The sequence below is a fragment of the Streptacidiphilus neutrinimicus genome, assembly GCF_000787815.1.
Taxonomy (GTDB): domain Bacteria; phylum Actinomycetota; class Actinomycetes; order Streptomycetales; family Streptomycetaceae; genus Streptacidiphilus; species Streptacidiphilus neutrinimicus.
Map to the genome: position 1 here is coordinate 20577 of NZ_BBPO01000058.1, position 22140 is coordinate 42716.

A 22140-nucleotide genomic window follows, 5' to 3' on the forward strand; every position below is an offset into this window, starting at 1 on the left:
CCCGCTCGGCGCAATCCGCTGCCCCGATCGGGTGGCTCCGGGGCCTCTTCCGACGTGTCGTCAGGCATACGGTGGCCCCAGGTCCTTGAGTGGCGGGGTGGTGTACCGCAAACCCTTCCCCCGTGCGCCCCGCGAGACCTCCGCCGCGGTGCTGGCCGCGGCCGTGGCCCTGGTCCTGGCCGCCTGCTCCGGCTCGGACGCCCCCGCCGTCCGCGCCGACGACATGTCGCACGCCGCCCGCTCGGCCGTCGCCCAGGGCGGCACGCTGCGCTGGGCGGTCGACGCGCTGCCGACCACCCTCAACGCCTTCGCGGCGGACGCGAGCCCGGCCACGACCCTCGCCGACCAGGCTCTGCTGCCGACGCTGTTCACCCTGGACGCCTCCGGCAAGGCCGCCGTGGACCAGGACTACCTGCAGAGCGCCAAGCAGGTCTCCTCCTCGCCGCAGACCGTCGTCTACACGCTCAACCCGAAGGCGGTCTGGAGCGACGGCAAGCCGCTCGGCGTCGCGGACTTCGCCGGCCAGTGGCACGCGCTCAGTGGCGCCGACCCCGCGTTCGAGGCGGCGGGGGCGGCGCACGCCGACGGCTACGACAGCATCTCCTCGGTCGCGGCGGGCCCGAAGCCGCACCAGGTCAAGGTCGTCTTCGCGCACGGCTACGCGCCCTGGCGTTCGCTGTTCACACCGCTGTACCCGGCGGCCTCGACCAGCTCGCCGCAGGCGTTCACAGACGGGCTGAAGAGCACGCTCGCCGCCGACGCCGGTCCGTTCACGCTCAAGGGCGCCGAGGGCCAGGGCGCCCAGAAGACGCTGACCGTCGCGCGCAATCCGCGGTGGTGGGGCGATCGCCCCAAACTGGACGCCATCGCGTTCACAGCCGTCGCTTCGGGGGGCGCGGCGTCCGCGCTCGCCGCGCACCGCGTCGACGTCGCCGACCTCAGCAGGGCGGCGGACGACTCCGGCGACACCCCCGACGCCACCTCGGGCACCGAGGTGCTGCGCGCCTCCGCGCCCGGCTACCTCGCCCTGGCCTTCAACGGCGGCACCGGCCTGCTCGCCGACCCGCAGGTGCGCCGCGCCGTCGCCGACGCGGTGGACCGTCAGGCCGTGGCCGACGCCGTCCTCAAGCCGCTGGACCTGCCGGCCGTGCCGCTCGGCAACCACCTGCTGATGGCGGACCAGCAGGGCTACCAGGACGACGCCGCCGCCCTCGGCGCGAGCGCGACGAACGCGGCCAAGCTCCTCGACGCGGCCGGCTGGCGCCTCGGCGCGCACGGGGACGCGGCGTCCGGAGCGACGCGCGCGAACGGGACGAAGCCGCTGACGCTGACGCTCCTCACCCGCGCGGGATCGGCCAGGGACGCCGTCATCGCCAAGCTCCTGACCACGCAGCTCGGCCGGGTCGGCATCGGCCTGACGACCAAGGCGGTTCCCGAGGCGGACTTCTTCACCAAGGACGTCGCGGCCGGGGACTTCGACCTCGCCCTGGTCACCTGGCCGGCCTCGCTCTTCCCGGTGGCCGACGAGCGCGCCCTGTTCGCCAAGCCCCAGGTCAACGCGGACGGCTCGCTCACGGTGGGCCAGAACCTCTCCGCGACGGGAACCGACGAGATCGACCAGCTGCTGAACCAGGCGGCGGCCGCGAGCAGCCCGTCCGAGGCGACCCGGCTGACCAACGAGGCGGACATCCGGATCTGGCAGGCCGCGCCGTCGCTCCCCCTCTTCCAGTCGCCCGAGCTCGTCGGCATCCGTGACAACGTCCGCAATGTCGGGGCGTTCGGCTTCGCGACGCCGCGCTTCCAGGACATGGGGTTCGCCTCCGGGCAGGGGCACTAGCGTCCCGGCCTCGTTTGGCACCACTGTGAGCTGCACGTACGCCAGTCTGAGCCAAAGCCGCTTGCACTGGTGCCAAAGTGGTGCCACTCTAAAGCCATGGACCTCACCCCCTATGTCGACCAGCTCCGCCGCGAGCTGACGACCGCAGCCGAGGTCGGCGGCGAGGACGCCCGCGCTCTCGCCGACCGGCTTCTCCAGCCGCTGGACGCCGCCGTCCGGCTCACCCTGCTCGAAGCCCTCTCCGCCGCCGCCGAGGAGATCTCCGCCGAGCTCGCGCCCGGCTCCGTCGACGTCCGGCTCCGGGGCGGCGCCGCCGGCTTCGCCGTCACGCCGCCGCCCGCCCCCGCGCCGCCGGCCGCCGACGTCGCCCCCGGTCCCGTCGACGTGCGGCTGCCCGTCGCCGAGGGCGACGACGCCGCGATGGTCCGGATCAACCTGCGGCTGCCCGCCAACCTCAAGGCCCTGATCGAGGACGCGGCCGCCTCCGGCGGGCTCTCCGTCAACGCCTGGATCGTCCGCGCCGCCGCGGCCGGTCTGGCCGCCCAGGGCCGCGGGGCCGCCCGGCCCGCCCCGGCGCAGAACCCCGACCGGGCCCTCGGCCAGAGCTTCACCGGCTGGGCCCGCTGACACGCACGCGCACCGCCACCGGAACGTCCCTGCCTGAGCAAAGGAATCCCGAGATGTCCCTCTCGACGTTCGAGACCCCCGCCCCCATCGCCGTCGTCCTGGACCTCTACGTCGCCGAGGTGCGATTCGCGGCCTCGGATCGCACCGACACGACCGTCGAGATCCGCCCGAGCGATCCGGCCAAGGCGGCCGACGTCAAGGCCGCCGACAACACCCGCGTCGAGTACGACGAGACCGCCCGCACCCTCACCGTCGTCTCGAAGAAGCCGCTGAACCGGTTCGTGAACTTCAGCAGCAAGCGGCCGGAGTCCGTCGACGTGCTGATCCAGCTGCCCACGGACTCCGCTGTCCGCGGCGAGGCCGCGATCGGCGACTTCCACGCCGAGGGCGCGCTCGGCGCGGTCGTCCTCAAGACCGATCTCGGCACTGTCCGGCTGGCCGAGACCGGCCCGCTCGACCTGCGCAACGGCGTCGGCGAGGTCAGCGTCGAGAGCGTCGGCGGTCCCGTCCGGATACACACCAGCTCCAGCGACATCCGCCTCGGCGCCGTCGACGGCTCCGCCGAGGTCGACAACGACAACGGCAAGGTGCAGATCGCGGTCGTCACGGGCGCGGCGACGGTCAAGTGCGCCAACGGCTCGGTGAACGTCGAGCGTGCGCTGTCGGACATCACCGCCACCAGCTCCAACGGCGAGGTCCGGATCGGCGAGGTCGTGCGCGGCAAGGTCTCGGCGACCTCCAAGAACGGCGGCGTCGAGGTCGGCGTCCGCGACGGCAGTGCCGCCTGGCTGGAGCTGAACACCGGCGTCGGCCGCGTCTACAACGACCTCGCCAGCACCGACGCCCCCGAGGCGGGCGAGCCGGTCGACAAGGTCGAGGTCCGCGCCGAGACCAAGCTCGGCGACATCACCATCCGCCGCGTCGCCCGGCTCGACGAACAGGCCTGACCGCGCGCCCGCCGAGCGCCTCGGTCAGACGCGGTCCCGCATCAGCGGCAGCTCGTCGATCAGACGTTCCACCGTCGCGATGCGGGCGAGCTCCGGGGCGAGCGCCCGGGCCTGTGCCAGGTTCGCGCGGGCGGCCGGCTGATCGCCGGTGACGGACTGGGCCGCGGCCAGCGTGCACAGGCAGTAGGCACGGGTCAGCTGGTCGGACATCCGCCTGAGGGCGCCGCGCGCGAGCAGGGCCGCATCCGCCGCGCGGCCGTTCAGCAGGGCCTGTGTCGCCAGGATGTCGGTCGCCGCGAGCAGACGCGGGGTGCGCTCCCCGGCGAGGGCGACGCCGATGGCCGCGGCCGCGAGGGCGTCCTCGCGCGGCATCACGCCGGCCTCGGCGGCGAGCAGACCGGCGCGCGCGAGCAGCAGTTCCTCCCCAGGGACGCGGGGCGCGAGCCCACGTGCCCCGGGGGCGCCGAGCAGGGCCTCGACGGCCTCGGCGTAGCGACCCGAGACCACGTCGACGGCGGCGTGCAGACGCACCCGGGAGAGCGTGTCTGCGGGGACGCCGTCCAGCGCGGCACGCGCCTCGGCGACGCGTGCGCCCATCAGCGCACGCTGCGCGGTCAGCTCCCGCTCGCCGAGGGCCAGCTGCGGCAACAGGCCGGCGTCCGCGAAGGGCGCGCGCAACAGCATCCACCCGATCGTGCCCGGCGTCCGGGGCGCGGTGAGCAGCAGCAGTGGGACGAGGAGCAGCCCGGTGCCGAGGTAGCGCAGCGGCGTGTCGGTCCACATCAGCGCGACCCCGAGGCCGGCGGGGACGGCGACCCGGAGCAGCCCGTTCAGGAAGAGGCGCGGCCGCAGGCGGTCGACGGCCACGACGGCCTCGCCGACGAGCAGCGGCACCAGCGGGATCGGGCGGACGAGCAGGGTGACCCCGCGCAGACGGCGCACGCCCAGCAGCCGGCCGGCGCCGATCATGAGCAGCGCCGGCGCGGTGCCGCCCAGGCGGCCGAGCGCCAGCCCCACCAGTGCCTGGAGCTGCACCGCGAGCAGCGCGCCCACGAAGAGGCCGGCCAACAGGGCGAAGGCGTCCCGGCCGTGGCCGAGGTTCGGTGCGACGCTCGTCAGCGCAGCGGCGCCGAGGCCGAGAAGGAAGGGCAGGACGCGAAAGCGGGCGGGGCGACGAGGCGCTCCGGGCGCCGGGGGCTGGGTCACGCCGCGCGATCATGCCATCCGGGCGACCCGGGTGGCCAGGCCCGGATACCCGGGAGGTCAGAGGGGTTCGTCCGCCGTTCGCCGGGCAGCGCGCGAGTGTGCGAGGGCAACCACGTACCATAGGACAAAGCCGTGGCATGTTCAGATGCCCGGTGGGTGGACCGGCGGCACGGACCGTGCTCGGCGGGTGCCACGCCCAGTCGATTCGGGAGAACTGTACTCCGTATGCCCACGCGCAATGACATCCGGAACGTCGCCATCGTCGCGCACGTCGACCACGGCAAGACCACGCTGGTCGACGCCATGCTGAAGCAGGCGGGAGCCTTCGCGGCGCACCAGCACCTGGACGACCGCATGATGGACTCCAACGACCTGGAGCGCGAGAAGGGCATCACCATTCTCGCGAAGAACACCGCGGTCAAGTACCACCCCAAGGGCGGTGGCGACCCGATCACCATCAACATCATCGACACCCCCGGCCACGCCGACTTCGGTGGCGAGGTCGAGCGCGGTCTGTCGATGGTCGACGCGGTCGTCCTCCTCGTGGACGCCTCCGAGGGCCCGCTGCCGCAGACCCGCTTCGTGCTCCGCAAGGCGCTGCAGGCCAAGCTGCCGGTCATCCTCTGCATCAACAAGACCGACCGTCCGGACTCCCGGATCGACGAGGTCGTCAACGAGACCTACGACCTCTTCCTCGACCTGGACGCGGACGAGGACCAGATCGAGTTCCCGATCGTCTACGCCTGCGCGCGTGACGGCATCGCCTCGCTGACCAAGCCGGAGAACGGCACCGTGCCGTCCGACAGCGACAGCCTGGAGCCGTTCTTCTCCACCATCCTGGAGCACGTCCCGGCCCCGACCTACGACGAGGACGCGCCGCTCCAGGCCCACGTCACCAACCTGGACGCCGACAACTTCCTGGGCCGTATCGCGCTGCTCCGCGTCGAGCAGGGCTACCTCAGGAAGGGCCAGACCGTCGCCTGGATCAAGCGCGACGGTTCGATCTCCAACGTCCGCATCAGCGAGCTGCTGATGACCGAGGCGCTCACCCGCAAGCCGGCCGAGCAGGCCGGCCCCGGCGACATCTGCGCCGTCGCCGGCATCGGCGACATCATGATCGGCGAGACCCTCGCCGACACCGAGAACCCGATCGCGCTGCCGCTGATCACGGTTGACGAGCCGGCCATCTCGATGACCATCGGCACCAACACCTCGCCGCTGGTCGGCAAGGGCGGCTCCGGCAAGGGCGCCGACGCCAAGTCGGGCGCGAAGGTCGACCGCAAGGTCACCGCCCGCCAGGTCAAGGACCGGCTGGACCGCGAGCTGATCGGTAACGTCTCGCTGCGCGTGCTGGACACCGAGCGCCCGGACGCCTGGGAGGTGCAGGGCCGTGGTGAGCTGGCGCTGGCCATCCTCATCGAGACCATGCGCCGCGAGGGCTTCGAGCTGACCGTCGGCAAGCCGCAGGTGGTGACCAAGGAGGTCGACGGCAAGACGCACGAGCCGGTCGAGCGCCTCACGGTCGACGTGCCCGAGGAGCACATGGGCGCCGTCACCCAGCTCATGGGTGTCCGCAAGGGCCGCATGGACAACATGTCGAACCACGGCTCCGGCTGGGTCCGCATGGAGTTCGTGGTTCCGTCCCGCGGTCTGATCGGCTTCCGCACGGAGTTCCTCACCTCCACCCGCGGCACCGGCATCGCGCACTCGATCCACGAGGGCCACGAGCCGTGGTTCGGCCAGCTGACCACCCGCAACAACGGCTCCCTGGTCGCCGACCGCTCCGGCGTGGTCACCGCCTTCGCGATGACCAACCTGCAGGAGCGCGGCGTGCTGTTCACCGACCCCGGCACCGAGGTGTACGAGGGCATGATCGTCGGCGAGAACTCGCGCGCCGACGACATGGACGTGAACATCACCAAGGAGAAGAAGCTCACCAACATGCGTTCCTCGAACGCCGACGTGGCCGAGTCGATCGTCCCGCCGCGCAAGCTCTCCCTGGAGCAGTCCCTGGAGTTCTGCCGCGAGGACGAGTGCATCGAGGTGACCCCGGAGACCGTGCGCATCCGCAAGGTGGTGCTCGACGCGCAGACCCGCGCCCGTACCCGCGGCCGCGCCTCGAAGGGCTGATCCTCAGCAGGACCCTCGAAGCCGCCGGAGGCACCGCCTCCGGCGGCATTTCTGCGCCGTTCGGCAGTCACTCATGGTGATGACATTCAGGCCGAGTGTCAGTGCCAGAGTGTACGGATATCGGTGTCACGATGAGTCTGGGCGGTATTCCATGTCCGATTCGACATCTGTTGCACCCACCTGGTGATGCCCAAGTTGCGAGACATAGCTCACAGGCGTGTGATCAAACCGCAATGTCATTTGGTCGGAAGCATCGCCGAGAGTGACGGATAGTAGAGACACCGACGCTCGGGTCACCGGGCCGGCTGCCGACCAATGGCGGACGGCCTACGAGCTCAGGCGCTGACGCCCAGGGGTGGGCGAGGGCGCCGCAGAACAAGTGCAAACAGCACGTCTGAGGAGGCACGTCCATGCGTGGAGCCACGCAAGCGAAGTTCGCCGCCGGGGCCATCGCCATCGCCCTGGCCGCCACGGCCTGCAGCACCTCGAGCTCCAGCGGGTCCAGCTCGGGCAGCAACGCCAACGGCGTGGTGCGCGCATGGTGGGGTGACCCCCAGAACCCGCTCATCCCGACCGACACCAACGAGGTGAACGGCGGAGCGGTCCTTAACATGATCTTCGAGGGTCTGCAGCACTACAACCCGAAGACCGGTGTCGCCGAGCTGGCGAACGCCCAGTCGATCACGACCACGGACCAGCAGCACTTCACCATCACGCTGAAGCCCGGCTGGAAGTTCAGCGACGGCACCCCGGTGACCGCGAGCTCCTACGTGGACGCCTGGAACTGGGGCGCCTACCTGCCGCACGCGCAGAACAACACCGACCCGTTCTTCACGTCGATCCAGGGCTACGACGCCGTCCACCCCGCGAGCGGCTCGCCGACGGCGCAGACCATGTCCGGCCTGAAGGTCGTCAACGACACCACCTTCACCGTCGCGCTGACCCAGAAGTTCTCGCTGTGGCCGGACACCCTCGGCTACTCGGCCTTCTACCCGCTGCCGCAGTCGTTCTTCAAGAACCCCACCGCGTGGGAGGCCCACCCGGTCGGCAACGGTCCTTACGTCATCAAGTCGTGGACCAAGGGCACGGGCATGTCCCTGACCCCGAACTCGACGTACTCCGGCAACTACAAGCCGAAGAACGGCGGCGTCGACCTCAAGGTCTACACCGACCCGAACGCCGCCTACGCGGATCTCCAGGCCGGCAACCTCGACATCGACAACGGTCTGTCCAACACCGCGCTGAAGACGGTCCAGTCCGACCTCAACGGTCGCTACCTCAACCAGCCGGCCGGTATCAACCAGACCATCTCCTTCCCGCTGAACCAGCCGAAGTGGAACACGGCGGGCGCCAAGCTGGTCCGCGAGGGCATCTCGATGGCCATCGACCGCCCGACCATCACCAAGGTGATCTTCCAGGGCACCCGTACCCCGGCCACCGACTGGACCTCCCCGGTCCTCGGCGCCGAGGGCGGCTACAGCAGCACGCTCTGCGGTGACGTCTGCACCTACAACCCGACCAAGGCCAAGCAGCTGATCCAGCAGGGCGGCGGCATCCCCGGCGGCCAGCTGACCATCAGCTACAACGCCGACGGCCCGCACAAGGAGTGGGTCGACGCGGTCTGCAACAGCATCAACAACGCGCTGGGCAACACCAACGCCTGCGTCGGCAAGCCGATCGGCACGTTCGCGGACTTCCGCAACCAGATCCAGAACAAGCAGATGACCTCCGCCTTCCGCACCGGCTGGCAGATGGACTACCCGCTGATCCAGGACTTCCTGCAGCCGCTGTTCTACACGAACGCCGCGTCGAACGACTCGCACTACAGCAACCCGCAGTTCGACAGCATGGTCAACCAGGCCAACGCCGCCAGCACCAAGTCGGCGGCGGTCTCGGACTTCCAGAACGCCGAGAAGCTGCTGGTCACCGACCTGCCGTCGATCCCGCTGTGGTACCAGAACGGCACCGTCGGCTGGTCCTCGAACGTCTCCAACGTGTCGCTGGACGTCTTCAGCGTGCCGGTCTACACGAACATCACCGTCAACAAGTAAGTCGTCGGTCCGCCGGCCGATCGCCGCGCGAGCCGGACGGCGGCCGGGAATCCTCGAGATTCCCGGCCGCCGCCGCGACGAATCCCTGGAGGTTCCATGGGGCGCTACGTCATCCGACGACTGCTCCAGATGATCCCGGTGTTCATCGGGACAACGTTCATCATCTTCGCGATGGTGCACGCTCTCGGTGACCCGGTTGCCGCACTCTTCGGCGACAAGGCTCCCGACCCGGCCGTTGCCGCGCAGCTGCGGCAGCAGCTCGGGCTGAACGATCCGCTGATCGTCCAGTACGGCAACTACATGAAGGGGATCTTCACCGGGGATCTCGGGACCACCTTCAGCGGCCAGCCCGTCACGGAGCTGCTGAAGACCGCCTACCCGACCACCCTGAAGCTCACCGTGGTGGCCTTCACCTTCGAGGTGATCATCGGTATCGGGCTCGGCGTCATCAGCGGCATGCGCCGCGGCCGCCTCGCCGACACCGGCGTGATGGTGATGACGCTGATCGTCATCTCGATCCCGACCTTCGTGATCGGTTACGTGCTGCAGTACCTGTTCGGCGTGAAGTGGGGCCTCGCGGACGCGACCGTCCCGGAGGGTGCGCCCATCCAGTCACTGCTGCTGCCGGGCTTCGTGCTCGCCTCGGTCTCCCTCGCCTACGTCGCCCGCCTGACCCGCACCACCATCGCGGAGAACAGCAAGGCCGACTACGTGCGCACGGCCGTGGCCAAGGGCCTGCCCCGCCGCCGCGTGATCACGCACCACCTGCTGCGCAACTCGCTGATCCCCGTCATCACCTTCCTCGGCACCGACCTCGGCGCCCTGATGGGTGGCGCCCTGGTCACCGAGCGCATCTTCAACATCCACGGCGTGGGCTACTACCTGTACCAGGGCATCCTGCGTCAGAACACGCCGACCGTCGTCGGCTTCGTGACGGTCCTGGTGATCGTCTTCCTCCTCGCCAACCTGCTCGTCGACCTGCTCTACGCGGTCCTGGACCCGAGGATCCGTTATGCCTGATCAGCAGCCTGACAAGCCGAACGGCGTCCCCGACGACGCGAACACCGAACTGTCCAGCGCCTTCCCGCAGACGCCCACCCTGGGCGCCATGGAGGTGGAGGGCATGCTCGAGAAGGAAGACCTCACCCACGCGCCGGAGGTGTCCACCGAGGCGGTGGGCGTCGCCGACCGCGAGGTGCCGCGCAGCCTGTGGCAGGACGCCTGGCGCGAGCTGCGGCGCAACCCGATCTTCATCATCTCGGGCATCCTGATCATCTTCCTGGTCATCGTCGCGATCTTCCCGGGCCTGTTCGACTCGACCAGCCCGCTCCAGTGCGACCTGTCGAAGTCCCAGCAGGGCCCGACCTCCGGTCACCCCTTCGGCTTCGACACCCAGGGTTGCGACGTCTACGCCCGCACCATCTACGGCGCCCGGGCCTCCATCACGGTGGGTGTCTTCGCCACCCTCGGGACCGCGCTGCTCGGCACGCTGCTGGGCGGCCTGGCCGGCTTCTTCGGCGGCTGGCTGGACGCGGTCGTCTCCCGCATCGCGGACATCTTCTTCGGCATCCCGATCCTGCTCGGCGGCCTGGTCTTCCTCTCCGTCATCCCGAGCCGGTCGATCTGGATCGTCGTCGCGTTCATCGTGGTGCTGGGCTGGCCGCAGCTCGCGCGCATCGCCCGCGGCGCGGTGATCACCGCCCGCCAGCAGGACTACGTCACGGCGGCACGGGCGCTCGGGGCCGGCAACTCGCGGCTGATGCTGCGCCACATCCTGCCGAACTCGCTCGCTCCGATCATCGTCGTGGCGACGATCGCGCTGGGCACCTACATCTCGCTGGAGGCGACGCTCTCCTACCTGGGTGTGGGGCTGAAGCCGCCGACCGTCTCCTGGGGCATCGACATCTCGGCCGCCGCGGACACCTTCCGCAACGCGCCGCACATGCTGCTCTTCCCGGCCGGCGCGCTCTGCATCACCATCCTTGCGTTCATCATGCTCGGCGACGCGGTGCGCGACGCCCTCGACCCCAAGCTGCGCTGAGGAGGCGGAACTGTGGGTATTCATGCAACCGAAGTCACCGCCGACGCCGGACGCGGCCGCACCGCGGACAGCGAGGACGCCCCGCTGCTGCAGGTGAAGAACCTCCAGGTCGAGTTCCGCACCCGCGACGGTGTGGCCAAGGCCGTCAACGGCGTGAACTACAGCGTTCGCGCCGGCGAGACCCTGGCCATCCTCGGTGAGTCGGGCTCGGGCAAGTCGGTCTCCTCCCAGGCCGTCATGGGCATCCTGGACAGCCCGCCCGGCTTCGTCACCGGCGGCGAGATCGTCTTCAAGGGCGAGGATCTGCTGAAGCTCTCCAGCGAGAAGCGCCGCAAGATCCGTGGCACCCAGATGGCCATGATCTTCCAGGACGCGCTCTCCTCGCTGAACCCGGTGCACACCGTCGGGACGCAGCTGGGCGAGATGTTCCGGGTGCACCGCGGCACCTCCAAGTCCGAGGCCAAGAAGAAGGCCGTCGAGCTGATGGAGCGCGTCGGCATCCCGGCCGCCAAGGAGCGGGTCAACCAGTACCCGCACCAGTTCTCCGGCGGTATGCGCCAGCGCATCATGATCGCCATGGCGCTGGCCCTGGAGCCGGACCTGATCATCGCCGACGAGCCCACCACCGCCCTGGACGTGACCGTCCAGGCCCAGGTGATGGAGCTGCTGGCGGACCTTCAGGCCGAGTACAACATGGGCCTGATCCTGATCACCCACGACCTCGGCGTCGTCGCCGACGTCGCGGACAAGATCGCGGTCATGTACGCCGGCCGGATCGTCGAGACGGCCCCCGTGCACGAGCTCTACAAGCGCCCGGCGCACCCGTACACCCGTGGCCTGCTGGACTCGATCCCGCGCCTGGACCAGAAGGGCCAGGAGCTCTACGCGATCAAGGGTCTGCCGCCCAACCTGCTGCGCATCCCCTCCGGCTGTGCGTTCAACCCGCGCTGCCCGATGGCCCAGGAGATCTGCCGTACGGAGATCCCACCGCTGCACGCGGTGACCGAGGCCGACGGCGCCCCGATCCAGGGCCGCGGCAGCGCCTGCCACTTCTGGAAGGAGACCATCCATGGCTGAGGCGCAGGAGGCGGCCGAGGTCGCAGCCATCGAGGCCGTGATGGAGCAGAAGGTCGAGCGCGGCGAGCCGATTCTGCAGGTGCGCAACCTGGAGAAGCACTTCCCGCTGACCCAGGGCATCCTGATCAAGAAGCAGATCGGCGCGGTCAAGGCCGTCGACGGCGTCTCCTTCGACCTGCACCAGGGCGAGACGCTCGGCATCGTCGGCGAGTCCGGCTGCGGCAAGTCGACGCTGGCCAAGGTGCTGATGAACCTCGAGACGGCCACGGCCGGCGAGGTGCTGTACAAGGGTGAGGACATCTCCAAGGTCTCCGGCCGGGCGCTCAAGGCGATCCGCCGGAACATCCAGATGGTCTTCCAGGACCCGTACACCTCGCTGAACCCGCGCATGACGGTCGGCGACATCATCGGCGAGCCCTTCGAGATCCACCCCGAGGTGGCTCCCAAGGGCGACCGCCGCAGGGAGGTCCAGGACCTGCTCGACGTGGTCGGGCTGAACCCGGAGTACATCAACCGGTACCCGCACCAGTTCTCCGGCGGCCAGCGCCAGCGCATCGGCATCGCACGCGGCCTGGCGCTCAAGCCCGAGATCATCATCTGCGACGAGCCGGTCTCGGCGCTGGACGTCTCCGTGCAGGCGCAGGTCATCAATCTGCTGGAGAAGCTGCAGGACGAGTTCAACCTCTCCTACATGTTCATCGCCCACGACCTGTCGATCGTGCGTCACATCTCCGACCGCGTCGGCGTGATGTACCTCGGCAAGATGGTCGAGATCGGCTCGGACGAGGAGATCTACGAGCACCCGACCCACCCCTACACCCAGGCGCTGCTCTCCGCGGTGCCGGTGCCGGACCCGGAGGGTCGCGAGGGCCGCGAGCGGATCATCCTCGGCGGGGACATCCCCTCGCCGGCCAACCCGCCGTCGGGCTGCCGCTTCCGCACCCGCTGCTTCAAGGCGCAGGAGAAGTGCGCGGTCGAGGAGCCGCTGCTGGCGATCCCGCAGGTCTTCCGCGGCCAGGACACCCCGGCCGCGCACGAGTCCGCCTGCCACTTCGCCGAGGACGTCGACATCGTCGGCGCCACCAACGGCGAGGCCTGAGCACCAGCGACCTTCAGGGGCGCGGGGCTCCACCGATGTGCGGCTCCGCCGCATGTCAGTGGAGCCCCGCGCCTCTGTGGTGTTGCCCGGTGCCCTTGGAGGTTCATCCCCTCCGGACGGAGAACAGCACGAAGCCGTAGCTCAGACCCGTGGCCTCCGGGTGCTGCTCCAGCCAGGCGTCCGCGGTGCCGTCGGGGAACTCCATCCGCAGGACCGCCTCGAGGTCGGCGCGGGAGTCGAAGGCCCAGCTGCTCAGCACCTCGGTGCGCTCCGCGCCGCGCTCGGACCACCACGCGTCGGTGCGGTCACCGCCGCCCATCGCGGCGGAGCCGGCGCACGCGCGCAGGAGGGCGGCGAACTCGCCGTTCCGCCAGTCGTTGTCGATCACGACCAGGGTGCCGCCGGGCCGCAGCACACGCAGCACCTCGCGCAGACCCCGTTCACAACGCGGCGGCCAGAAGTACGCGAAGCGCGCGTGAACCACGTCGACGGACGCGTCCGGCAACGGGACGTGCTCCGCCGAGCCGTGCAGGACCCGCGCCGACGCGCTCCGCGCCGCGGCGCGGGGGACGAGCGTCGGATCCGGTTCGACGCCGATCACCTCGGCGGCGTCAGCGTAGGAGCCGAGCCAGTAACCGCTGCCGCAGCCGAGGTCGACGAGGGTGCGGCCCTGCCATGGGGCGATCTTCGCCAGGGCGTCGAGCACCAGGCCGCCGGGGTCGACCGCGCGGTTCTCGGTCTCGTACAGCTCGGGGTTGCCGCCCTGGTTCGGGGCGGGGGAGAAGTCGGACAGCTGCACGACGAACCTTTACTGAGACGACGGAAGGGCCCGCCCGATCATGGCGATCGGGCGGGCCCTTTGGCTACCGGTTTCCGCTACGGGGCGTCAGACCGCCTCGCCCGCCGGGGTGGCGACGGTGACCGGGGTGTCCGAGACGGGCGTCTGCAGCGGGAAGTGGCAGGCCGCCACGTGGCCGTCGCCGAACAGGCGCATGGCCGGCTCCTCCTCCGCGCAGCGCTCCTGCGCCAGCGGGCAGCGGGTGCGGAAGCGGCAACCGGACGGCGGGGCGACCGGGCTGGGCAGCTCGCCCTTGATGCCGCCGCCGCGCTTCTCGCGCTCCAGCTCGGGCTCGGGGACCGGGATGGCCTCCAGCAGACCCGCCGTGTAGGGGTGGGCCGCACGCTGGTAGATGTCCTCGCCGGAACCGACCTCGACCATCTTGCCCAGGTACATCACGCCGATCCGGTCGGCGAGGTACTTGACCACCGCCAGGTCGTGCGAGATGACCACGTAGGACAGGTCGTGCGAGGCCTGCAGACGCTTCATCAGGTTGAGCACCTGCGCGCGGATCGACACGTCCAGCGCCGAGACCGGCTCGTCCGCGACGATGACCTTCGGGTGCAGGGTCAGCGCGCGGGCCAGGCCGATGCGCTGACGCTGACCGCCGGAGAACTCGTGCGGGAAGCGCTCCAGCGCCGACTTGGGCAGTCCGACCTCGCCGAGCAGGTCGGTGACCAGGGACAGCTGCTCCTGCGCGGTGCCGATGCCCTGGATCTGCAGCGGCTCGCGCAGGATCGAGCCCACGCGCATGCGGGGGTCGAGCGAGGCGTGCGGGTCCTGGAACATCATCTGCAGGTCGCGGCGGTGGCGGCGCAGCGCCTTGCCGCGCAGCGAGCCCACCTGGGCGCCGTCCAGGGTGACCTGGCCGGCGTTGGGCTTCTCCAGGCCGACGATCATGCGGCCCAGCGTGGTCTTGCCACAGCCCGACTCGCCGACGAGGCCGAAGGTCTCGCCGTAGCCGAGGGAGAGGGAGACGCCGGACACCGCGTGCACCACGGCCTTGTTGCGGCCGAACAGGTTGCCGCCGACCGGGAACTCCTTGACCAGGTCGGTGACCTCGAGCAGGGGCCGCTTCTCCTTGGCGGCCGGAGCCGACCGGTCGGCCACCGTGGTCGAGGAGGTGAGGTCCAGCGGGCCGTCGACCGGGTGGAAGCACGCGAAGGTGTGCTCCTTCGGGCCCTTGAGCCCCGGGTCCTCGGTCCGGCAGTCGTCCTGGGCGTAGCTGCACCGGGCCGCGAAGCGGCAGCCGGTGGGCGGGTTGGAGAGGTCCGGCGGCAGGCCCGGGACGGTGAACAGCTTCTGCGTGTTGTCCTGCGCCAGGCGCGGGATCGACGCGAGCAGCCCCTGGGTGTAGGGGTGGCGCATGTCGCTGAAGAGCTCGTCGGTCTTGGTGGACTCGACGATGCGTCCGGCGTACATGACGTTGATCCGGTCCGCGTGCCCGGCCACCACGCCCATGTCGTGGGTGACCAGGATCATCGCCATGCCCAGACGATCCTTCAGGTCGTTGAGCAGGGTGAGGATCTGGGCCTGGATGGTGACGTCGAGCGCGGTGGTCGGCTCGTCGGCGATGAGCACCTTGGGCTCGCAGGCGAGCGCCATGGCGATCATGACGCGCTGGCGCAGACCGCCCGACAGCTGGTGCGGGTAGTCGCCGAGACGCTCCTTGGGCTTCGGCAGACCCACCAGACCGAGCACCTCGGCGGCCCGGTCGAGGGCCTCCGCCTTGCTCGCGCCGCGGTGCAGCATGACCGGCTCGGACACCTGGTAGCCGATCGTCTTGGTCGGGTCCAGGGAGCTCATCGGGTCCTGGAAGACCATCGCGATCTCGTTGCCGCGGATCTTGCGCATCTCCGACTCGGGCAGGTCGACGAGCTCGCGACCGCTCAGCTTGACGGAGGAGCCGCCGACGAGCTGTCCGCCCGGGGGCAGCAGGCGCATCAGCGAGAGGCCGGTCATCGACTTGCCGCAGCCGGACTCGCCCACCAGGCCGAGGGTCTCCCCGGCCTCCAGGTGGAAGGAGACGCCGTCGACGGCCTGGACGCTGCCGCTGCTGATCGCGATGTGGGTGGAGAGGTTGTTGACCTCAAGAAGAGCCATGGTTGTTCCTCGATTCCGTCTCTGTCTCTGTGCGGGCGTCGTCAGCGCTTGCGCAGTCGGACGTCGACGGCGTCGCGGAGGCCGTCACCGATGAAGTTGAAGGCCATGACGACCAGCACCAGGGAGACGCCGACCGGGAAGACCTCCCACCAGTAGCCGTTGGACAGGTTGCTCTGGGCGTCGCCGAGCTGCGAGCCCCAGTCGGTGTTCGGGTATCGGACACCGAAGTTGAGGTACCCGAGGGCGGCCAGGGCGAGGATCGCGTCGGCGATCTGGAAGGTGATGTTGACGATCACCGTGCCCATGGCGTTCGGAATCAGGTGCCGGAAGATCAGGCGGGTGTTGGTGCCGCCCATGACCCGCGCGGCCGAGACGAAGTCGCGGACCTTGAGCGAGAGGACCTCGCCGCGGATGAGTCGGGCCGGGACCAGCCAGGAGAAAACGCCCAGGATGATGATCAGGCCCCAGGTGTTCGCCCCGTAGCGCTGCGAGATGATCAGCACGACCAGCAGGAACGGCAGCGAGAGCAGGATGTCGACGATGCGCATCAGCGTCGCGTCGATCAGGCCGCCGAGCAGACCGGCGACGGCGCCCCACAGGGTACCGATGACGGTGGCGATGACGGCGGCGGCGAAACCGATCCAGAGGGAGGTCTGACCGCCGATCATGATGCGGCCGATGATGTCGAAGCCGTTGCTGTCGGTGCCCAGCGGGTGGCCCGCGCCGGGTGCGCCGTCCGTGTTGAGCAGGTCCGTCGTGTTCTGGTTCGAGTGGTAGAAGACCGGGCCCAGCCAGCAGAACAGCACGAAGAAGACCAGGATCGCCACACCGGCTACGGCCATCTTGTTCTTCAGGAACTCGCGGAGCGTCAGCTTCCAGGCGGAGGTGGTGCTCTGGAGCTCGCCGGCGTCGGAGACCGCCGGAACGGCCGGCTCGGGACCGGCCGGGGACTCGATGGTGACGCTCACGTCTTCGACTCCTCGGGCTGTCTCGGTCTCGGTCTCGGTGGAGACCGCGGGAGTGTTCGTCTCGGACATGGCGCTACACCAGCTTGATGCGGGGGTCGGACAGGGTCAGGCAGATGTCGGCGATGAGGTTGCCGACGACCGTCAGGACGGCCGTGATCAGGGTGTAGGCCATCAGGACGTTGTAGTCGTAACCCTGGAGGGAGTTGACGAAGAGCAGACCGAGGCCGTTGATGTTGAACGTGTACTCGACCAGCAGGTTGCCCGCGATCAGCAGCGGCAGCGACAGGCCGATCAGTGTGATCATCGGCAGCGACGCGTTGCGCACCAGGTGGCGCGAGTAGACCAGGCGCTCCGAGAGGCCCTTGGCCCGGGCCACCTTGATGTAGTCCTGCGCGAGCACGTCGAGCGCCGCCGAGCGCTGGTATCGCGAATATGAGGCGACAGCCGTGAGCGTCAGTGCCACAATTGGCATGATCAGGTCGGGCCACCCGGCCAGTGCCCCGGAGAGGGTCTGGTCCTGCGGGACGTTCGGGTTGACCCACTTGAGGCTGAGCGCGAAGACCTGGACCAGCACCAGCGCGACCAGGAAGGTCGGCATGGAGTAGAAGATCATGGCGAGCGAGGTGGCGGTGATGTCGCCGAAGCTGTTGCGCTTGACGCCCTGGTAGATGCCGAGGGGCAGGGCGACCAGGATGGACAGCACCAGTGAGGCGATCGTCAGGAGGCCGCTCAGCGGCGCCTTCTCGGTGAGCAGTGCGCTGACCGACTGGTTCAGGTGGTACGAGTAGCCGAGGTTGCCCTGGAAGAGGTGGCCCAGATACGTGGCGAACTGGTCCCACCACGGCTTGTCGAAGCCGTTGGCATGGTTCCAGGCCTTGATGGCCGCCGGCTGCGCCTTGGGTCCGAGGACCGTGATCGCGGGTGACGGCGCGATGATGTGCAACATCAGGAACGTCACCAGGATGATGCCGAAGACCACGAGGATCGCTGTGGTCAGGCGTCGGATGAGATAACCCGCCATGTCCGGGATCTCCTCCTTCGTAATGGTTCGGGGGGGAGGAAGACAGCCCTCCTTGGAGCTGCCTGGTGATGCCAGGCGGCCCACCCGGAGTCGACACTTGGTCCGGGTGGGCTGCGAGGCATCGGCCGGGGCGACGGCTGACCGTTGATCAGACGCCGCCCCGTATGCGATCCCGGCTTACTTGGTGAAGTACCAGTCTTCGGGGTTGAGCATGAACTGCGTGGCAGCGGCGAAGGAGTCGGTCGAGCCGGACAGCTTCGGGCTCCAGGCGTAGACGCGGTCCTCGTTCGGCTGGAAGAGGCCCGGCAGGTCGGCGTCGACGGCCGTGATCTCGTTCTTCAGCGCGTTGGAGTCGGGCGACACCATCGAGTTGTTGATCAGCTTGTCGAGCGTCGGGTCCGAGAAGCCACCCTGGTTGTACGAGCCGCCCGTGTTGAACAGGTTGATCGTCGAGGGGTAGATGCTCTCGGTGAAGCCACCGAAGTCGGCCATGCCCCAGTTGTTGTTGTTCTTCGGGGTGGAGACGACGGACTCGTTGGTGACGATGTTGTTGAAGGTGTCCGTCTTCAGCGTGACGTTGACACCGATCTGCTTCAGGTTGGCCGCGAACGCGGTCATCATCTGGCCGACCGACTTCGGGGTGCTGGTGTAGAACAGCGTGAAGTCGAGGTTCTGGCCCTTGGTGATGCCGGCGCCACACTGGTTGGCGGCGGTGCCCGGGCTGGTGCAGGTGGTCGTGCCGTTCGGGACGACGGTCCAGCCGTGCGAGGTCAGCAGCTGCTTGGCCGTGTCCACCGAGAACGGGAACGGGTTGGTCAGCGCGCTTTCCGGGGTGTACGGGGACTTGGGCGCGACACCCAGCGGGCCGTACGCCGGGGCGGCCAGGCCCTTGAAGACACCCTTGATCTCGGCGTCCTCGTCCTGCAGGTGGGCGAACGCCTGGCGGATGTAGAGCTGGGCGACAGCCTTGTCCCAACCGCCGGTGGTGTTCTTGAAGTTGAAGTACGAGAAGTTGAAGCCGAACGACGGGAGGCCGTAGACGTTGTAGCCGTTCGTCTTCAGCTTGCCCAGCTGCGGGTAGTTGTCGCTCTTGACGTAGCCGAAGTCGAGCTTGCCCGACTGCAGGTCGTTGAACTCGGCGGTCGGCGAGGTGTAGGCCAGCTCGTCGATCTCGGCGATGTTCGGCTTGCCCTCACCGGTGTAGTTCTTGTTGGCCACGAAGTTGGCCGCACCGGTGGAGGTGTTGTACATGCTGATCTTGTACGGGCCGTCGACGACCTGCCACAGCGGGTTGGTCTGGTAGGTGTCGAGCTTCTTCGACGCCGCCGACAGGTAGTCGTAGATGGCCTTGGCGTTGGCCGGCTGGGTGTAGTCCAGCATCGAGCCGTTGTCCGAGGACTTGGCCCAGGCGTGCGCCGGCATGGGCACGATCTGCGAGAACTCGGTGCCGAGCACCCAGTCGGGGTTCAGCACCTGGTTGAAGGTGAAGGTGACCGTCTGGTCGTCCGGCGCGGAGACGGCGGTGACGTTGTCCGGGAACTGACCGACGGTGTAGTTGCCCATGTTGGCCGGGCTTTCCTTCACCGCGGCCTTGTACTCGTAGTACCAGAACAGGACGTCCTTGGACGTGACCTTCTGGCCGTCGGACCAGGTGTACTTGCCGTTCAGCTTGATGGTGAACGTCTTGCCGTCGGCCGAGACGGTCGGCTTGCCGTCCGTCATCGAGCGCGAGTAGTCCCAGTCCGGGGTCGAGCCCTTGGGGGACCAGAACAGGCTGCGCCAGCTCAGGTACTGGAACTGGTACTGGTCGTAGACCGAGGAGTTGGCAGCCGGCGTGAGCGGCATGATCCAGTTCGGCTGGGCGCCGATGTCCTCGGCGATGTGGAGCGTGCCGCCCGGGACGACGTTCGAGGACGCAGCCGGGATGGTGCCGTACGAGTAGTCGGCGGCCGCGTTCGGCTTGGTGTTGTTGTTCGAGCCGCCACTGCTTCCACATGCGGACAGTGCCAGTGCGCCCGTGGCCACCAGGGCCGCCGCCTGCAGGACCCGAAGGTTCCTTCTGCTCATGTATCCCTCCCGGAGTCGGTCATTCGCGTCCGCTGCCGGTGGTCAGGAACACCGAACAACAACGCCGTAGCTGAGGCACATACTGATGGGCGAAGGAACCCGGTGTCGACAGCATACCGATCAAGGATTGATAACGCTCAAACGACGGGTAACGGCCATTCATTGTTTCAGCTATTACTTGCCACCACTTGACGCGGTGGCAACATGCTCTGCTGAGAGGAGAGTTGGGTGCAAGTCTGTCCGATAATCGGACGGTGATGCGGATGGAAAGGGCGATCCGGACACATCGGTCATTCAATGACTCACAAGACCTTTTCGGGCGGAACGCCGATCGCACCAGAAGTCAACCCTCCTATTGTGGGTAATCGAGCCGCAGGCGGGGGGAATTCGCCTCGCCGGCGGTAATTCCGACAATGCGCTGGGAAATGTTTTGGAAACAGAACGCCCCGGATGCGCAGTGTGCACATCCGGGGCGGACGGTCGACGAACGGTCGTCGTCGGGGGCCTTCGGCCCGGGGGCTCAGATCGTCGTCGACGTCGCTCCGTCAGGGTTGCTGAGCAGGGAGACCAGCGCTGCGGCGACGACCTGGGCCGTGACGGGCCGGCCGTCCTTGGTGTGCGCGTTGTCGAAGGCCGGACCGTAAGCGGCCTTCAGCTTGGTCAGGTTGAAGACCGGCACGAAGGCGCCCGAGGAGTTCGGCTGCAGGGTCAGGGCCTGGCTGAAGGTGTTCTTACCGAAGAGTATCGACTGCCCGCCTGCCGTGACCTTGAACGGCTGCTTCATGGCCCAGGCGCCGATGGTGCGCGCCGCCTCGTCCGCGGCGGCCGAGGTGCCCTTGGGCTTCACCGTGGTGACCGCGAGGGTGACCACCGCGTCCGTGCCGCCGCTGGCCCGAGTCTTGAAAGCCTGCTCGACGAGCGGGATCGCGGCGTCGACGTCGAGGCCGCTGCCGCCCTTCGGCTGCGTCACCACGGCCTTGCCGGCGACGAAGTGGACGCTGGCCTCGGTGGAGCCGCTCGAGGCGGCGAGCTGCTGCAGCGCGGAGCGGAGCTTGTCCGGGTCGATGGTGACGACGGGGGCGACCGCCTTGCTCTGCCCGAGCAGGGACTCGATCACGGTGACCGGGTTGTAGTCGTGGTGCGCCACGCTGTCGACCGTCGCTGTGGTGTCGATGGTCAGGCCGGCGACGGACGGGTTGAGCGTCGCGGTCCTGCCGCCGATGGACACGGTGATCGGGCGGGCGGACAGTGGACCGAGGGCGCTGTCCAGCGTGTTGAGCGCCTGGTCCCGGGTGTCGCCGCCGATCGCGTGGCCGAGCACCGTGGTGCCCTTGGGGACGTCCCCCTGGTTGAGCATCAGCCCGGCGCCGTAGGCGCCCGCGCCGGCCAGGACCAGCGCCCCGACCGCGTAGCCGGTGAGCTTGCGGGCCTTGCCGCCGCCGCGCTTGCCGCCGCCCGAGGACGGGGCAGTCGAGGCGCCGGTCCCCTTCCCACCTCCGGTGGGCTCCGGGCGCGGCTCGGCGCTGACGCCACCGGTCCCCCCGGCGAAGCCGTCGGCGATGGGCTGGGGCCGCGGGATGGGCGGCAGCGTCGCGGTCTGGCCGACGGCGTTCCCGGCACCGGCCTTGCCGCCCTTGGCACCGCCCTTGGCGCCCTGGCGAACCTGCTGACCCGCCTGGCCGCCTGCCTGAGGCTGGCCGCCCTTGGTGGTCCTCGGGGAGCGGCGCTGGCCGCCCGCCTCGCCCGGCTGGCCGGGCGTTCCCGGCGTCCCCGGCCGGCCGAACTGCTGGTCGGGGCCTCCCGGTGTCGGGGTGGCTATGGGCGCGCCGAAGGCCGTGTCGGCCAGGGTGGCCCCGGGCGGGAAGCCGCCCTGCGGGAATCCACCCTGCGGGGAGCCCGACTGGGGGCCTGGCGGGGGGAAGCCGCCCGGGGGGAAGCCCGTCTGCGGGAAGGCCCCCTGGGGTTCCGTCAGCGGATCTCCGAGCGAGGGGAACTGGAGCGTCGGCTGCGCGCCCGTGGTGGAACCCGGGGCCTCGGGCGCGCTCTGCCGGCGCGCGGCCCGGGCGCCCGGCACCGGGCGCGGCGGCAGGGTCGGACCGGGCGGGGTCTGCGGCGCCTGTCCCGGCGG

Annotated in this window: 16 protein-coding genes; 9 read left to right on the forward strand and 7 right to left on the reverse strand. The window is 69.4% G+C overall.

Translation table 11 applies throughout. The features are described 5' to 3' along the window. Window positions 1-97: 97 nt before the first annotated feature. From TR48_RS28820 to TR48_RS28830, 3 genes are all read left to right on the forward strand, one after another. A complete protein-coding gene (locus TR48_RS28820; protein ID WP_052443140.1) occupies window positions 98-1837 on the forward strand; it encodes an ABC transporter family substrate-binding protein in 1740 nt (579 codons plus the stop codon). A gap of 96 nt (window positions 1838-1933) precedes the next feature. Further along, window positions 1934-2464 carry a histidine kinase gene (locus TR48_RS28825; RefSeq protein ID WP_042372757.1) on the forward strand — a complete coding sequence of 177 codons (531 nt, stop codon included), beginning with the start codon at window positions 1934-1936 and terminating at the stop codon, window positions 2462-2464. Window positions 2465-2517: 53 nt separating this feature from the next. Beyond that, window positions 2518-3411: a DUF4097 family beta strand repeat-containing protein gene (locus tag TR48_RS28830; RefSeq protein ID WP_042372759.1), complete on the forward strand. Its 894-nt coding sequence runs from the start codon at window positions 2518-2520 to the stop codon at window positions 3409-3411. A 24-nt stretch (window positions 3412-3435) separates the two neighbouring features. Here TR48_RS28830 and TR48_RS28835 read toward each other — a convergent pair whose 3' ends face one another. Next, window positions 3436-4617, reverse strand: a complete 1182-nt coding sequence (locus TR48_RS28835) for a hypothetical protein (RefSeq protein WP_042372760.1) — start codon at window positions 4615-4617, stop codon at window positions 3436-3438. A gap of 225 nt (window positions 4618-4842) precedes the next feature. Here TR48_RS28835 and typA point away from each other — a divergent pair, with 225 nt between their 5' ends. The 6 genes from typA to TR48_RS28865 all read left to right on the forward strand — a co-directional run bounded on the left by typA (window position 4843) and on the right by TR48_RS28865 (window position 13015). Then, window positions 4843-6747: a translational GTPase TypA gene (gene typA, locus TR48_RS28840; protein ID WP_042372762.1), complete on the forward strand. Its 1905-nt coding sequence runs from the start codon at window positions 4843-4845 to the stop codon at window positions 6745-6747. A 410-nt stretch (window positions 6748-7157) separates the two neighbouring features. Beyond that, window positions 7158-8798, forward strand: coding sequence for a peptide ABC transporter substrate-binding protein (locus TR48_RS28845; protein ID WP_042372764.1), 1641 nt, complete (start codon window positions 7158-7160; stop codon window positions 8796-8798). Window positions 8799-8894: 96 nt separating this feature from the next. Continuing rightward, the gene (locus TR48_RS28850) at window positions 8895-9818 is read left to right on the forward strand and encodes an ABC transporter permease (RefSeq protein WP_042372765.1); all 924 of its coding nucleotides are present in this window, start codon (window positions 8895-8897) and stop codon (window positions 9816-9818) included. After that, window positions 9811-10839, forward strand: a complete 1029-nt coding sequence (locus TR48_RS28855; RefSeq protein WP_042372767.1) for an ABC transporter permease — start codon at window positions 9811-9813, stop codon at window positions 10837-10839. Before TR48_RS28850 ends, TR48_RS28855 begins: the two co-directional genes overlap by 8 nt. Before the next feature lie 18 nt (window positions 10840-10857). Next, a complete protein-coding gene (locus TR48_RS28860; protein WP_042372791.1) occupies window positions 10858-11916 on the forward strand; it encodes an ABC transporter ATP-binding protein in 1059 nt (352 codons plus the stop codon). Next, the gene (locus TR48_RS28865) at window positions 11909-13015 is read left to right on the forward strand and encodes an ABC transporter ATP-binding protein (RefSeq protein ID WP_042372769.1); all 1107 of its coding nucleotides are present in this window, start codon (window positions 11909-11911) and stop codon (window positions 13013-13015) included. The genes TR48_RS28860 and TR48_RS28865 overlap by 8 nt, the downstream gene beginning before the upstream one ends. A gap of 103 nt (window positions 13016-13118) precedes the next feature. Here TR48_RS28865 and TR48_RS28870 read toward each other — a convergent pair whose 3' ends face one another. The 6 genes from TR48_RS28870 to TR48_RS43695 all read right to left on the reverse strand — a co-directional run. Further along, complete coding sequence (locus TR48_RS28870; protein ID WP_042372770.1) at window positions 13119-13814, reverse strand: class I SAM-dependent methyltransferase; 696 nt, start codon at window positions 13812-13814, stop codon at window positions 13119-13121. 87 nt (window positions 13815-13901) lie between these two features. Further along, window positions 13902-15956, reverse strand: coding sequence for an ABC transporter ATP-binding protein (locus tag TR48_RS28875; protein ID WP_052443141.1), 2055 nt, complete (start codon window positions 15954-15956; stop codon window positions 13902-13904). Between the two features lie 41 nt (window positions 15957-15997). Then, a complete protein-coding gene (locus TR48_RS28880; RefSeq protein ID WP_236652374.1) occupies window positions 15998-16924 on the reverse strand; it encodes an ABC transporter permease in 927 nt (308 codons plus the stop codon). A gap of 73 nt (window positions 16925-16997) precedes the next feature. Next, on the reverse strand, window positions 16998-17945 hold the full coding sequence (locus TR48_RS28885; protein WP_042372773.1) for an ABC transporter permease: 948 nt from the start codon (window positions 17943-17945) through the stop codon (window positions 16998-17000). Between the two features lie 177 nt (window positions 17946-18122). Continuing rightward, window positions 18123-20012 carry an ABC transporter substrate-binding protein gene (locus tag TR48_RS28890; RefSeq protein ID WP_084729850.1) on the reverse strand — a complete coding sequence of 630 codons (1890 nt, stop codon included), beginning with the start codon at window positions 20010-20012 and terminating at the stop codon, window positions 18123-18125. A gap of 520 nt (window positions 20013-20532) precedes the next feature. Further along, window positions 20533-22140 (reverse strand): hypothetical protein (locus TR48_RS43695; RefSeq protein WP_161789926.1); only part of this gene is annotated, 1608 nt, incomplete at its 5' end.

What these genes read in the sequence shown, in the direction of transcription:
- TR48_RS28850 (WP_042372765.1), top strand. Translation starts at nt 8,895, where the DNA reads ATGGGGCGCTACGTCATCCGACGACTGCTCCAGATGATCCCGGTGTTC.
- TR48_RS28875 (WP_052443141.1), bottom strand. Translation starts at nt 15,956, where the DNA reads ATGGCTCTTCTTGAGGTCAACAACCTCTCCACCCACATCGCGATCAGC.
- TR48_RS28890 (WP_084729850.1), bottom strand. Translation starts at nt 20,012, where the DNA reads ATGAGCAGAAGGAACCTTCGGGTCCTGCAGGCGGCGGCCCTGGTGGCC.
- TR48_RS28855 (WP_042372767.1), top strand. Translation starts at nt 9,811, where the DNA reads ATGCCTGATCAGCAGCCTGACAAGCCGAACGGCGTCCCCGACGACGCG.
- typA (WP_042372762.1), top strand. Translation starts at nt 4,843, where the DNA reads ATGCCCACGCGCAATGACATCCGGAACGTCGCCATCGTCGCGCACGTC.
- TR48_RS28825 (WP_042372757.1), top strand. Translation starts at nt 1,934, where the DNA reads ATGGACCTCACCCCCTATGTCGACCAGCTCCGCCGCGAGCTGACGACC.
- TR48_RS28885 (WP_042372773.1), bottom strand. Translation starts at nt 17,945, where the DNA reads ATGGCGGGTTATCTCATCCGACGCCTGACCACAGCGATCCTCGTGGTC.
- TR48_RS28845 (WP_042372764.1), top strand. Translation starts at nt 7,158, where the DNA reads ATGCGTGGAGCCACGCAAGCGAAGTTCGCCGCCGGGGCCATCGCCATC.
- TR48_RS28865 (WP_042372769.1), top strand. Translation starts at nt 11,909, where the DNA reads ATGGCTGAGGCGCAGGAGGCGGCCGAGGTCGCAGCCATCGAGGCCGTG.
- TR48_RS28830 (WP_042372759.1), top strand. Translation starts at nt 2,518, where the DNA reads ATGTCCCTCTCGACGTTCGAGACCCCCGCCCCCATCGCCGTCGTCCTG.